This is a genomic window from Flammeovirga aprica JL-4 (assembly GCF_012844305.1).
In the GTDB taxonomy this organism is placed as follows: domain Bacteria; phylum Bacteroidota; class Bacteroidia; order Cytophagales; family Flammeovirgaceae; genus Flammeovirga; species Flammeovirga aprica.
The window spans coordinates 1-15,342 of the sequence record NZ_JABANE010000154.1 but is presented as its reverse complement, the minus strand read 5'-3'; the positions used below and the strand labels follow the sequence as shown (position 1 = coordinate 15,342).

The 15,342-nt window shown below is 34.1% G+C and carries 7 protein-coding genes; 4 read left to right on the top strand and 3 right to left on the bottom strand.

The features are described from left to right. Window positions 1–1,005 precede the first annotated feature (1,005 nt). Window positions 1,006–1,878: an Rpn family recombination-promoting nuclease/putative transposase gene (locus tag HHU12_RS30665; RefSeq protein WP_169660558.1), complete on the top strand. Its 873-nt coding sequence runs from the start codon at window positions 1,006–1,008 to the stop codon at window positions 1,876–1,878. 633 nt (window positions 1,879–2,511) lie between these two features. Continuing rightward, the gene (locus HHU12_RS30660) at window positions 2,512–5,523 is read left to right on the top strand and encodes a right-handed parallel beta-helix repeat-containing protein (protein ID WP_169660557.1); all 3,012 of its coding nucleotides are present in this window, start codon (window positions 2,512–2,514) and stop codon (window positions 5,521–5,523) included. Between the two features lie 348 nt (window positions 5,524–5,871). On the opposite strand, the gene HHU12_RS30655 is transcribed toward HHU12_RS30660, so the two are convergent. The 3 genes from HHU12_RS30655 to HHU12_RS30645 form a co-directional block, all read right to left on the bottom strand. Further along, window positions 5,872–9,786, bottom strand: a complete 3,915-nt coding sequence (locus HHU12_RS30655) for a hybrid sensor histidine kinase/response regulator transcription factor (RefSeq protein ID WP_169660556.1) — start codon at window positions 9,784–9,786, stop codon at window positions 5,872–5,874. Window positions 9,787–10,288: 502 nt separating this feature from the next. Then, window positions 10,289–10,531: a hypothetical protein gene (locus tag HHU12_RS30650; RefSeq protein WP_169660555.1), complete on the bottom strand. Its 243-nt coding sequence runs from the start codon at window positions 10,529–10,531 to the stop codon at window positions 10,289–10,291. Between the two features lie 117 nt (window positions 10,532–10,648). Continuing rightward, a complete protein-coding gene (locus HHU12_RS30645) occupies window positions 10,649–11,785 on the bottom strand; it encodes a DUF5685 family protein (RefSeq protein ID WP_169660554.1) in 1,137 nt (378 codons plus the stop codon). A gap of 1,067 nt (window positions 11,786–12,852) precedes the next feature. On the opposite strand from HHU12_RS30645, the gene HHU12_RS30640 reads away from it, so the two are divergent. Further along, window positions 12,853–13,425 carry a helix-turn-helix domain-containing protein gene (locus HHU12_RS30640; RefSeq protein WP_169660553.1) on the top strand — a complete coding sequence of 191 codons (573 nt, stop codon included), beginning with the start codon at window positions 12,853–12,855 and terminating at the stop codon, window positions 13,423–13,425. A 1,111-nt stretch (window positions 13,426–14,536) separates the two neighbouring features. Next, complete coding sequence (locus tag HHU12_RS30635; protein WP_169660552.1) at window positions 14,537–15,100, top strand: hypothetical protein; 564 nt, start codon at window positions 14,537–14,539, stop codon at window positions 15,098–15,100. Window positions 15,101–15,342: the final 242 nt, after the last annotated feature.

The window sequence follows — 15,342 nt, the reverse complement described above, 5'->3', positions numbered from 1 at the left end:
TTCTGAGGTGAATTTTCTTTTACTTTTCATAACACTGCAATTTACTTAATTATTAATTTAGATTGCAGTCCATTTTGATGGGGTAACTATACATTAATTATGTAAACCTTAATCAAAATTTATACATACCAAAGTATTACAGATGAAAGTAAAAAATACTAAGATTGAAAAAAATCGAATAAAATTTATTTTTAATGATTATTATTCAATAAAAAGTAATGATCCTTTTCTATTTAAAGAGAGTATCAATTATTCATTTATATCTTTTTGGGGAAGGCTCATATATAATTATAATGCCATATTAAGAGTACTATTAATAGTCCTTATTATAATGCTAAAACCACTTAATAATCTAATGGTTAATTTTTTTATTAACATATCATTTATTACGTTGTTTTTTAATTATTATAAATATAAACTTTCATATTTCATTAACTTTTGTAAGGTCTCAAAATTAATTAAAGCAGAGGTAATAGAAGACTTAGGAGAAACGCCTGGAGAGTCAGGAATCACACAATATTTAATTAAATATAAATACATGAATAATATTTTTCAACCAACAGAAAAATTAAGTCTAGTAAACAAATCGAATAAAAAGTTTGAAGTAGGTGATCATACTAACATATATATTCATCCAGAATTCCCTTTTTTATTTGAAACAGATCGATTTAAAAAAAAATCCAGAAATGAATTTAGATTAATTTTTTCAATTTTGATGATTATATTATTTAGTATAATGAACTTGTATTTAATATGGTGACATCCCACTTTTCGTGGTAAAAATGGAATAGCGTCACTGCGAACTTGCTTTTTGAATAAGTTTTCAACTTATAGTCTTTATTAAAAACTTCCAAGGCAAAATAGAAAAGTTTAAGCTGATACACTTTGTCTTAAATATGGGCAGGTGTTATAATGCTGTAAGAAAAATTCAACTATAATTTTCTGATTCAAAACCATAATTATTCATTTCTCTTCTTATTTTTGGGGTAAATAAATTGAAACAATATGGCCACGTCAAAATATATCAATCCATTTACCGATTTTGGTTTTAAGAAACTCTTTGGAGAAGAAGACAATAAAGATATCCTTATTGACTTCTTAAATACCGTTTTGCCAGAGGAAGATAAAGTATTTGATCTGACGTATAAATCTACTGAAAAGTTATCTGCTCATCAGACGGATAGAAAAGCCATTTTTGATTTGTATTGTGAAAATGAGAAAGGAGAAAAGTTTATCGTGGAGTTACAGCGTGCCCACCAAACCTTTTTTAAAGACAGAACGATTTATTATTCCACTTTCCCTATTCAAGAACAAGCCACCAAAGGTCAACCCGATGGTAAAGGGTGGAAGTACGAACTAAAAGCCGTTTATGTGATTAGTTTGATGGACTTCAAATTTGACTTATCAGAAGATTTCCATCATGTGGTAGAATTGAAAAACCAACGTAATGAAGTTTTTTACGATAAGTTAAAATTCATCTACCTAGAGTTACCAAAATTCAAGAAGTCAGAAAGCGAACTGTCGAATCATTTTGATAAATGGATTTACATTTTAAATCGATTAGAAAGTTTTACGGAAGCACCCGCATTTTATCAAGAATATATCTTCAAAAAAGTATTTTCCATTACAGAATTTACCGCATTGGATAAAGCCGATCAATTGAGGTATGAAGAGGATCTGAAAATTTTCAGAGACTACTTGAATACGTTGGATACTGCAACTGAAAAAGGGAGAAAGCAAGGTAAGGAAGAGGGTAAAAAAGAACAGGCAATTGAAAATGCAAAATCGATGCTTCAAGATGGATTAGAAATTGAAAAAGTGGCTTTGTATTCAGGTTTGAGTGTTGAGGAGGTGAGAGATATAGCAGATACTATTTAGAATAGAAGAACTGAACTGTTTCAATCAATGTGATACGTTATTGAAGAGCCACAATACCTTGTGGCTCAAGAACCATCATAAAAACCATTTTGTGGACTGCAATGCGATTCATATATACTTATTCATCATTAAAAAATGGTTCTTGTTGTGGTCCGGTGGACGTTGCAATGCAACATCCCTACAGCGGTATCCATTATAAAAGATATTCTCACAAAAATTGAAAGCAGGTGTAGGGATGTTGTATTACAATGTCCACTGAACCACCGTAAAAACGATCTTCCTAGATTCCAGTCTTAAATGCTTCAAGAAAGACGCTTAGAAGTAAATCATAGAATTTTGATTGAAAATTTACTTTAAGCATCATACAATACCATTTCTTTTTCCATTCTCAATTCATCCTCAAAAACTGCCCACTCCCCAAAATTCCTCCCCCCTTCCATTTTTCACACCTCCTTAATCGCCTTAAAAACCCCTCATTGCATTTCACCTAAAACCCTCACTTTTCAAAATCAAAACTATTCTGCTGTATTCGAAAGTTTTTGACGGAAAGATCTTCCACCTTTGAATTACAAAATTATTACAACAAGCATGTAATAATAACCAACACGAAGAACACTTTTGAAATTCTATGAAATGAAATTTATTATCACAACTGCATTGCTCTTTTGTTTTATAATGGCGAAAGGTCAAACTACATACCATGTTTATTCTGATGAGATTCCCTGGGAAACATCAAACCCTGTTCAAGAAAATGGGAAAATGTATAGTATCAATGAGGCGATTTCAAAGGCTTCTGATGGTGATATTATAGAGGTGCACGAGGGAATTTACAGAGAAAAATTAGTGGTCAACAAGGATAATTTAACTATTAAAAATTATCAGAATGAGTATGTATTGGTAACGGGTGCAGAGGTGGTCAATGGATGGACAAAAGCTTCTGGAATGGCAGAAGGTGTTTATCAAGCTAGTGTTTCGAATCTAAAATTTGAAACTGAATTTACACAGCTGTTTGATAATGGTATAGAACAAGTGATGGGACGTCATCCTAATAATACAAGTGGTGAAATGATGGACCCTATGGGGGAAAATAGCGGATATGCTTTGTTGAGTGATGTATGGAAGGAAGAAGGGGAAAACGCCAATGGTTATGCTACTTTGGAAGATGAGAATTTCCCAAATGTGGATTTAACTGGTGGAATTTTCAGGGGGCTGACAGGCAAAATGCGAAATTATGTGATCGGTAATATCACAGCCAACGAAGGAAATTCGGTGACATTTAAGGCACATAATAATGGTGTTTGGAAGGATGCTGGAGCCATCAAAAATACACAGCATAAATTCAGTTGGGGGTTTGTGATGCATAAGAATTTGGTGGACAGCCCCGGGGAATGGTTTAAAGAAGGAAATACAGTTTTCTACTTCCCTCAAAATGGTGAGGCGATACATCAGACACGTATAGAAGTACAAGTCCGTGAAAAGGTTTTGGTGCTGAATAATACAAGCGGCTCCTATCTTGATGGAATTCATTTCGTAGCTGGAAATGCGGAGATGATCAATACCAATCAAGCGAAGATTGAAAACTGTAGTTTTAGACATTTGTACCCTTTCTGGAAGTCAAAAGGATATGGGGATAATAACACTGAAAAAACGGGGATTTATCTTTCGAATAGCTCTGACAACACCTTCAAAAATACACAGGTGGCACACACATGGGGTAACGCGATTGCGGTAAAAGGTGGAAATAATAATCAGTTTGAAAACTGTTTGATTGAAGATTTTGGATGGTTGGGCATTTTCACATCAGGGATTTATGCCACCGGAGATTATATCAGAGTACAGCATTGTACATTTGGTGATGCGGCACGTTTTCATATCAGAATTCGAAAAAATATAAAATTCGATATTCTTGATTCTGATTTCTTTGGGGCTATGAGAATGGGAGAAGATGCAGGTCCAATTGAGGCGACAAGTACTGGTACTTTATATGCCTTGAATATGAAGGGAAGTGAGATTGCTTATAATAAAATTCATGATGTACACGGATTACCTGTGTCTGACGGTGGCTATAATAAGCAAAAGATAACGGCTTTTTATATGGAGGATACAGAAAATTATACGGCACATCACAACTTGATTTACAATATCAAAGCCGATAATTATACGGGACCTCATTCGATTACAAGGCATGGTGAATTTTTATACTTGGGGCCAAGGTACAACCCGATGGACAAGCCCGTTAATTATTATAATAATACAATCTGGAATGTAGATTTCGGGATAAGTATCTGGAATATTGAGATTGACAATTGGGAAGAATTGGGTATCAATCACTCCACCGGTTATATGAAAGACGGTCACTTTGCCAACAATATTTTTATGAGCGGTACTGGTTATAAAATGAGTTATGTAAGGCAAAAGTTATCGGCAACAGGTGGGAACTTAGGTTGGGTCGCTATAGAAAATAGTCCGAGCATTGAGACTGAAGATTTTGATGCTTTTACCGCACATGTTGCAAAGTATAATTATCATTTCAATCCAGAACATAATCAGCACTATGACTTTTCTGAGGGAGGAAATCATTTCACAGATGCAGATAATGGGGATTTTAATTTACTCAATCAGTCCTCTGCAAAAGGAGCTGGAGTTGCAATAAATGGGATTACAAATGCTGACAATCCTGATTGTGGAGCACTGGAAGGAAGCAACAGAGTGATGCAAGCAGGTGCCAATCTTCAATTAGCAGACCGCTTAGAGCAGACAAATCATAATGCTCAGGAAACAGTGGGGATTGTAAGTTTTAAGGATGAGTTTACTGTTGCAACCTTAAGCTTTCCGGTGGAAGTACATTATAATACTCATGAGGAAAGAGATGTGGTTATTATTTTGAAAGACCCTGAAGGTGGATTTATACAATCCAAAACTGTAACTGTAGATAAGGGAGTTGGTACAGTTTCGGAACAAATTGAAATTGACACTGCATTGGTCATCAATGAAAACTATTCTGTCACCATAGCCTTAAGGCCTGTAGGTGCAAGTTGGACAGAAAATATCGTTACAGTACAACAAAATTTCAACATCATTGAAATGCCTGAAAGCGTTAGTTTTATAGACCCTTTATCAGAATATGAAGCAACGATAACAGTCAATGTCTCTTACACTGCACATGAACAAAGAGACTTAAACCTTATTCTTCAAAGCGAAACGGGAGAGTATATAAGCTCCGAAAAAGTACAAGTAGAAAAAGGTTCAGGCATAGAAGAAATCATTTTAACGGCCCCCAATTCTTTAATTGATGGTCATAATTATAGGCTACTTGCAGCACTCCGCGAAGTGGGAGGCAATTGGTCTACAAACAAGGCAACGACTACTCATAATTTCATCTTAGATTCTTCAGGAAGAATCATTAATTCACATGAAAGTGAAAAATTAACTAACATAATTACGATCGCCCCCAACCCTGTTATTCATACTATCAAGGTGTCGGGAGTAAAAAGTGGGACTACTTATAAACTATTGGATTTAAGAGGACGCCTTTTAATGGAAGGTGTCCTCACCAATGGTAGCATTCAATTACAAAAGTTAATTAAGGGCATATACCTACTTCAATTTGAAAACAGTCAACACATCAAATTGATAAAAAATTAACTATTATCATCGACATTCATTTCACAGGCAAACCATTCATTTTGAATGGTTTGCTTTTTTGTTTTAGAGAAATATAAAACGTCAATCAGTGTAGTTTTCTGCTATAAAATTAAAAACTGATTCAAGTCTTAAGCTGAAAGCGTGACTTGGACCTATTTCTGGAAAAAGTCTGAAGACTTTTAGTTCTGTTTATAAGTATTAGAGATGGAAAAAACGAATCATGTTGTGGTCCATAAAAAGTGTTTTTTATGGTGGCTCAGCGGACGTTGCAATGCAACATCCCTACAACAGTAACTATAATTGAAAATATTTTACCAAAAATTGAAATTAAGCAGTGTGGACGTTGTATCATAACTTCCCCGGTGGCACTCCAAACTCCTTCTTGAAAAGGGTATTAAAATAAGCGTATGAAAAGCCGACGGCATCTGCTGCTTCCGTAACGTTATAGTCTTCCTCAATCAATAAACGGTACGCCTCTTTTAGTTTTTCTTTTCGGATATATTCTGAAGCTGTTACATTGAGGAGACCTTTTAATTTACTGTTTAGAGTGGTACGACTTACTTTCATTTTTTCAGCCACAAAATCCACAGAAAGGTTTTCATTTTGAATTTCCTGATGGATGACTGTGTTTAGAAGCTTTAGAAAACGCTGATCCTGTTGAGGGAGGGATGACAAATCTAAAGGTTGACCTTGATTGAAATTTTTCTTGAGTTGCTGACGGGTGTTCAAGAGATTAGTGATTTTGTAATAAAGGATTTTGCTTTCAAAAGGTTTCTCTATATAATCATCCGCACCCACTTCTAGGCCTCTCAATTGATCTTCTATTTCGTTGAAAGCTGACAGCATTATCACCGGAATATGAGAGGTGGTCAAATCTGATTTTAAATGATGACACATCTCTACTCCGTTCATCAAGGGCATTTGATAATCTGAAATCACCAAGTCAACGGGATTGGATTGTGCATAAAACAATCCTTCTTGACCGTTTTTCATACAGGTCACAGAAAACTGTACTTTAAATAAATCTGCGATATAGTTTCTGATCTCCGTATCATCTTCTACGATAAGCAGTTTGCCATCGAGAAGAGAAGGAATTACTCTTCCGTTATGTGCTTCAGGGAAGACTGCTTTTTCTTTGCTCCACTCTTTCTTTTGAAAGGCTTCGGTATTGGGTTGTAATTGAGGAATCTCTATACTAAAAGTGCTTCCCTGCCCCATCTGACTTTCAACAGAAATTTTGCCTTGGTGAGCCAATACAATTCTTTGTGATAATTCAAGACCGATCCCAAAACCGGCATGTTCTGAAGGGTTGGATTCATAAAAACGATGAAAAATGCGCTCTACTTCCTCCTCGTTCATTCCCTTTCCATTATCCTTTACTTTTATAATTGTTGCTCCATTTTGTTGATCACAAGTGATCGAAATTTCGCCTCCATCCTCTGTGAATTTCAATGCATTACTGATTAAGTTCGCTAACACTTTTTCGATCATGTCTCTATCCATCACCGCATGAATTGCCGTTTCAGAAAACTGATACTTCAATGTTATATTTTTTGTTTCCGCCTCATAGTTAAACCAATCACAAATACTTTCAAGCAGATCGTGCACCGCTATTTCTTCCAGCTTTAAATTAAGATTATTGTTTTCTGTTTTTCTGAACAACAATAACTCATCGACTAAAGAAGAAAGCCTTTTGGCACTTTTCTGAATAGTCATCAAGCTTTTTTGAGTGGGCAAATCGAATTGTCTGTTTTCTAAAATGGTATTTAAGGGACTTAAAATTAAAGTCAGAGGTGTTCTGATTTCATGCGTAATATCCGTAAAAAAGCGGAGTTTAGTACGACTGATTTCTTCAGTATTTTGCTGTTCCATTCTTGCGATTACAGCAGTGTTCTTTAACTGAAGCTGTTCTTTAATGATCCATATCGAGAGTATAAATACAAAAAGGAAGAGTAATGTAAAACCTAGAATTGCTGTGGGTGTTTGGTACCATGGCAAAGGGATGACAAGCCATGGACTGAATGTTTCTTGGGACCAGTCTGAAAAAGGACGGGTCACTTTCACTTTAAAACGATAACGGCCCGAGGGTAAATGATGGTAACTTGCTTTAGGATCACTCAAGTGAGAGTATCTAAATTCTTTGTCAAAACCTTCCAACTGATAAGCATAAGTATAGCTTTCAGAATTGCTTAGTTCAGGCGTAAAAAAATGGAAAGAAAAAGAATTGTCTGTAATCGTGATGCTGTTCTCCTCCTCTCCGTATAGAGGTGTTTTTTGGGGGCCAATAAAAAATTCTGAAAACTGAGGTGAAGGAAGTGTATTTTTCTTTCTTTTCAAATCATCGGGATGGAAGAAAGTAAAACCATTCGCTTCTCCAAAAAACAAAGTGCCATCTTCAGCTCTAAAAGCAGATCGATAACAAAACTGATTGTCCAATACTCCATCTTCAGCGGTGTATTTTTTAAATGTTTTCGTCGGCTTATGATAGGCAATCAGACCACTGTTTGTACTGACCCAAAGTGTGGTCTGCTCTTGATCATCAATGCATGCATACACCACTTTTACATCAAGGTATTCTGGCAATGACACTGGAATTATAGCTTTATTTTCCTTTTTATAATAGAACAAACCATCGCCATAAGTACCAATCCACAGCACCCCTTCCTGATCAAAAAATAGAGTATTGATTCTAATATCTTCCAGTCCTGCATTCTCTATCAGCTTGTGATAGTCTGCTAATTTGTTCTTTAAAGTGACATCATAGACCTGTAATCCCTGCCCACTACCAAGCCAGAAATTCCCCGTACTTTTATCTCTTTCAATACAGTCCAGCTGTCGCCCATCAATTCGTTTTGATGTAAAATCCTTCTTTTGATCATCGTATTGATAAACACTTGAAGCCCCCACCATGTATATTTTCTTCTGTGTGGCATCTACAAGAAAATCATTCACAGCCATGTATTGTTTTCTTCTGTTCCTAAAGCGAAACTGCTGATTGATTTCTTCTTTACCTTCTCCCAAAAATACTCTTGTCCCAATTTGAAGGTGTCCCGTCCATACTCTTCCATTCCAATCTTTTGTCATATTCAGCACCTTATTTTCAATGGTAATGAAAGGTGTTTTTGTAGGGTAAGGTTGGATATTCCTTTGCTCTCTATCATAAATAAAAAAGCCATTTTGTTCAGTACCCACTAAGATTTGGCTTGAATCTATTTCCGCAAAACCTCTTACATGCCTCAGGGGTTGCACACCTTTTAGATGAGGATTGAAGGCCACACTTTTAAAGGGTTTAGTACTTTTCTGCAATTGGTTAAAACCTTCCTTCCATGTAGAACACCACACATTTTGATATTGATCCACACAAATTTTCACAGCTTCTAAAGTAGAAACCCATCTACTAACCCCAACTTTTTTCTTGGTAAGATCTGATTTCTTAATGGATTTCAACTTTGAATTCACACTAATCAAGTATTGATCTTGAAGTACTGCCACATCTAATACCTGTGACTTTTCATTTTTCTTTTTTTTCAGAAGGGGTGAAACATCAATTATGTTTGAATATTTCGGCTTTTTATTAACCACAGGAATGTACAGCAACTTACCATTGTCCTTTACCCAAAAGGTCTCATCTTTAAGGTATTTAATCAAACTTGCATTCTTTATTTTACCTTTCGCTTCCTGTTTGAATTCCTGACGTACAGGATCATAACTATACAGTCCTTTCCACCCCCCTAAATAAAGTGTTCCATGTACTGATTCTAACTGAAAAATACTTTCAATTAGGTTGGTTTCAATCACCTTGTGTTCCTGTGTTTTGGTATTGATTTCAATCAGTTCATCATTGTCTCTCACTCCATACAGCAATGAATCATTTAAAAGTGACAACTGTGTATAAATCCCTGACTCCAAGCCTTTATCCAGTGTTTTCCACAGATCATTTTTATAATCATAAAGCGCCAAACCTCTGTTTGTCCCTACCCAAAAATGATGCGACTGATCTTCTGCCAAAGCATTAATAAAGTGACTCACTCTGCCCTCTTTTCGCTCAATATATTTTGTTTCAAAGCGATGCCCATCGAAACGATTCAATCCATTATTGGTACAAATCCACAAATAATGCATCTGCTGATCTACATATAAATCAGTCACTTCATTGATCGACAAACCATCATTTACAGTGTATTGTTTGGTTGAAAATTGACCAAAAGCGAAGTTTCCTATGCAAAAGAGAATTGATATTATTATGCTTGCTCTGATAGTCATTATTATTTAAAAAAATTCTTCATCAGCGTTGAAGAGTAAAAAGCTGGACTCAGGTTGTATATGTGATGTGGTATTGCGTACACCATAGTTAAAACTATGGGCTTTTGGGAAGACACCTCATTCATCTATTTTGTTATGATAATTTTGGTCTATCCATATTTTGATACATGTAAGAACATATAAATCATTGAAACATATCAAGTGAATAATAAAAACGTAAAGAGGGATAGCTCCCCAAAAGCCCATGACTTCAGTCGTGGTGCACGGTATTTTGTCTCTGCAACCCAACACTTAAGTACCAAGACAGATGTTTTTTAATAAATAATGTAGCAAAAATGTTTCTTGTGATAGTCAGTGAACCACAGCACGATCCATTTTCTACATTCTTAATTCTTCATTAAAAAACATCCCTTTTCTCATACTTAACCACTAAATTTAATATTTTTGAAATTAAGAGAGAAAAATTACCCTTCCCTCTTAACTTAACTCTTAACTCAATTTCCTATCTCGGCACTACATCAATAAATGCCCTCATAATTTCCAACCAAAACTGCTCGTTTCTAACTTCTTGAGCATCAGGATTCACTCCTGATATTCCTTCTAATTCTTTAGCGATAACACCAAACCTTTTGAACCAAAAAGCGGCATCTTCTATTTCTGTATTAAGGGTAGTACGAAAAAGCGTAATGTCCTGATTTTTGATGCTTTGATAAATATCTTGTAGTACTTGCTGTTCGTTTTTCATGATTTATAAGTTTCTCTTTTGAACGACAAAGTTAAGGAAAGAGCCTTTTTAATGAAGGATGTAGAATGAAGAAAAATGGTTTTTGGTGGTTCATTTTCCTTCATTCTTTATCTTTTCTTAACCGCAATCACAATCACAGCAACAGCCATCTCCACATCCACAACAACAACCATCACAACTGCAACATCCGCAACAATCACAATCACAGCATCCGCCTCCATCACCGTCATTTCCACCTCCACTGCCACTATCTCCTTCTGCTCTACTAGAACTACAGTTGCAGTTTTTACCGACAGGAATATCTGGCAAACAATCACAGCACCCACAATCAGATCCGTCATCATAATAGCCACCATCATGATTATTAAACTGATCTTGGTTTTGAGGCTGTTCTTTCGGTTTCTTCTTTTTTATAATCTTTCCAGGTTCTTGAGAAGCATTTAGGTTTCTAATTTTTCGTAGATAACGATTTTCAAGCGCACCTGTTAAGTTGATACCTTCTACTGCTGCACAAAGTTGATTTTGAGCTTCTTGAATGGCCGTATTAACGGATTCCAAAGTGATCAAATCACTATTTAAGATGGGGTTGAAATCGTTTTTCTCTTTGTCTTTTTCCAGGTCTGTTTTAGCATCAATCAAATACACCAATCGGCCCAAATAAGTCCCTATTTCCCCAATCTTTTGAATCATGACTTCTGACTGATGGATCAATGAAGCTCCAAATTCAAAGCACAATTTTGTAATCTGTGCAGTTGGATCAGTATATTGATCAAGAGTAAGATGGGCCGTGGCTTCCAATGTTGTGTTTTCAGCTAAATAACCATCCACTTTTTGCAAAGGAAAGTTCATTCCATGCAATGACTTATAGGCCTTTGTAAAATGATTATTATAAAAAAGTTCTCCACCTTTCACCAACAGTTTTTTAAGACCACCATTATCCTCTTTACTGTCATTGAATTTTACTTTTGTAAGAAAAATATTGAGGGAGGAAGTGAAATTAAAAACAGAAGAAACTTCGTTCTTTTTAGGTAGCTTGAAGCAAGATTTATCAAGCTTCTCAGTACTGCACCCTCTGTTCTTATTGGATAAATCATTTAAGATGGCTGATAAAAAGACAATATCATTATTCAGAAAAACTCTGCTTTTATTGCCAAATAATGTACCTATTGATTTACAGGTACCGCAGTAATTGTAATGATGACTATGTACAACGTTTGCGTTTTTACATAAGTTTTGCTTTAATATTCCAAACATTTTAAGCCGTGTTAGTTTCTATTTAGTTACAGTAGACAAATATAAGTAAGTAGAAGGAAAAAAGTAATGCATATTACTCTCCTTTATTTTGTTAAAAGCATTGTAAACTGTATTACTTCTGACTTCCAATCGATTTTTCTTCTAGCTTTTTATATTCTACTTCCAAGCTTCCTTCTTCTTCATTTTTCCATTGATGAAAAACGAAGCAAAAAATCTAGGCTTTGAAGTCAAAAGCTAAATTCCATTCCTCTCGCCTAAATGATTTTAAACTCGCTTTGCTCAAACAAGAAAATCATTTTTAACTACTCAATACATGAAGTTCTTAACGCTTTTCCCTTCAAGGCCGGGGGAGCACTAACAAACTAAAAATGGTAGAAACCCCACTGGCGCGAATGTTAAGCGTAAGCGTCATTCGTGTCCTACTGATCATCAGAAATCTCCTGATTTCTAAATACTATAATTTAGATTACAAAGTATTCATTATTTTGGCGTAGTGCTTAAAAACAAAAAAGCATAGATTCACTAAAATCTATGCTTTAACTTTCTATGAAATGATAGTATTTACTTATTAACTACTAAAAGTTTTTTTAATGTTCTTGTTCTTCTATTATGCCGGATAGAAGAAGTGATAAAACCGTCAACTAAACCTTCTTTATAAATTATTACATTACAAAGGTAGAAGATGCTTTTTCTATTCTTTATCCTTAATCTTTCAAATTGTATTAATTTTATATACTCCTGAAAACAAACAATTTAATTCACAAACCAAATGTTTCTTTTCTAAGATCTTCAAGTAATTGAAAGTCTACGACAAATACCACGGATTGAGAAAATGAGAAAGAATAATGCATTAGAGTAATAATTAATTTTTGATAGGGTGTTTTGTCAAAAATGTGTTATTAAGATTAACATTCATGATGTATACGCTTATTCAATGGTTCTTGATGTAGTTCAGTCTATTTCTGATTTTTCAACAAAAAACAAAGCAAACTATTTGATTCTTAATGCATTCGTATTACATTTAAATCGCTTTACGATTTTATTAAACTGACTATTCAAAAGGTCTTATGAAAAACCTTCAACTTTATCAAAGAAAAAATATCCAACGCCTCATAGAAGAAAAGATGTTCTCTGTCAAGGAAATTGCCGAAGGCTTAGAAGTATCACCTTCTACAATCTATCGTGAGTTGAAACGCAACACGAACCCTAAAACTAAAAAGTACAATGCAGAATATGCTCACAAACTATTCCTAGCAAGGAAGAAGTTTGTAGGCTCAAGTAAGAAGAATCAATTCAGACATCACCCTTACAGAAAAAACGATTATAAATTACACACTGAAAGAAGATTTTTATTGTGGTATTCAGACCGACATTATAAAGCAAAATTAAATTCTAGAATAAGGTTTACGTTTACCTCATTTCTAAAAGAATATGCTATGCGACGGGGTATAAAAAAAATAACATATCATAAAGACGGGGAACTCTTTAACCTTTTGATAGAACATATAAAACTCCAAAAAGAGTATATAACAGCATCCTCTCCAAAATATTATTGGATGCGTGCTTTAATCAAAAACGAAATCACATTTACCCTTTGGAAAAATCCATTAAAAGAAATAGAACAGAAGAAATGCGTCTAAACCTTTTTTAAACCCTCTTTCACACCCCAATTATCCTATCTCATTCATCGCTAAACCTCTTTAACTTCCCTCTCAAGGATTTTTTTTATGTCCAAACATTCCGAAATGCAAGTGACTGCATCGTAACTCTTACAATTTCAATAGCAAATTGCATTTGCTCACGAATTGATTATGGTTTTTTTGAAAAGTTTTTGTTCTTGATTTGTAATACAATAATCTATAAATTGTGAAGGGCTTTCAACAATCTAATAGCAAACTAATTTTTTGATAAAGAGCTGGGAGTGTTTTTTTACTAATGGATGTGTACCAAATGGCGTATATCCGTTAAATTTTTAGGGGTAAATATTGTTGTGTTTATCCAGTTTTATCAGTAGTAAACTAAAATTAAGTGAGTTCAAAATTTATAAAGAGCCAATTAATACTTCTAGCTGGGTTTATCCTATTAATATTTATTGGTATAGGTATAATTGAGTCTGATTCAAATGTGATAATCTTTGGTACTTTCCTTTACATACCATACGCTCTAATTGCAACAATTTATAATGGATCTATCATTTATGGGTTAAGCAAACAAAAAAATCAAAATAGGTTTTTTCACTTCTTATTACCTCCTTTAGGCTTTTTGATATTGTTTTTAGTTCTCAAAGGAAATTTAGAGATTCGATATTGGCAAATTGGTATCATTGAGTTATTATCGATTTTATTCGTTTGGGTATCTCTCAATATTTTAGGATACTTTGTAAGTAAATTAGATTAAAAAAAATACTGATCACAGTAAATAAAGCTCATTGGCACAGCGAAACAGACCCAACGATCTTTTTTTAGACGTTGTACTCAATTAAATGGAATGAATTACATAAAACTCATATTCACAATCTCGATTTTAATTTCTTCATGTTCAAGGAATAACAAATCTGGTCATGCTGATGCAGATTCAATAGAAACTGAAATAAAAGTAGAGTCCAACTTAATAGAAACGAACAGAAATAGACTAGACAGTTTAATATTGTGGGTTAGTAATGATTTCAAAAGGTCGTTGAATAAAGACATCTCTATCTGCGACTGTTGGAGAGAAACAAAATACCACCTGATGTACTTTGATACGACTAAGATGAAATTATACTTAAAATCAAACCTTATGCATTTTGGACATGACTCAGACCTAATTTTTCCTCTTAAAAGAACAGGAGATACATTTAGATATGACTCAACTCTAAATAATCGGCCGGAACAACCGAAAGAATTTACTTTACCAACTAAAAACACTTTGACTTTATTGGATGGAGATGAAACTCACACATTTAGTAAAAGAGTGTTTAAATATGCAAAGGACATGTCTAAAAATCATTTGTCTGTTTATTCTAAACTAAGTGATATTTTCTATTGGTCAAATAGCGAAATTTTACTTAAATATAATGTTGTAGACACCCTTAAATCTACACATGATTTAATCTCAATAGAAAAACTTCAAAACCTTATCAATTTGAATAAAGTTTCAGCTCATTGTTCTGATGACTATAACCTAGACGGAATAATAATTAAAGAAAAGGAGAATAAATACTTTCAATTAGTATTTGGTCAAGGAGAAGTTACATTGTACGAAAACAAAGGACGAAATAGATACGAAAAACTAAATTTAGATTCCTTGCCTAATCAAGTATTAAGAGTAAAATAAAAAGTGCACAATAATTAGAAATGGATAATATTAAAACAATAGTTTTTGATCTATATAATACACTGATTGAGATAAAGAAATCGAATCATTTCTTTTTGAAATTATTTAAAAATTCTCAAGATGGTTTCGGACTTGATGCTTCATCATACCTGCAATTGGTAATGAAAAATGGGTGATGGCTATTTTAGGTTGATCTAGCTACATCCGTTACTAAAATTACCACATTTATAGTAATGTTTTTC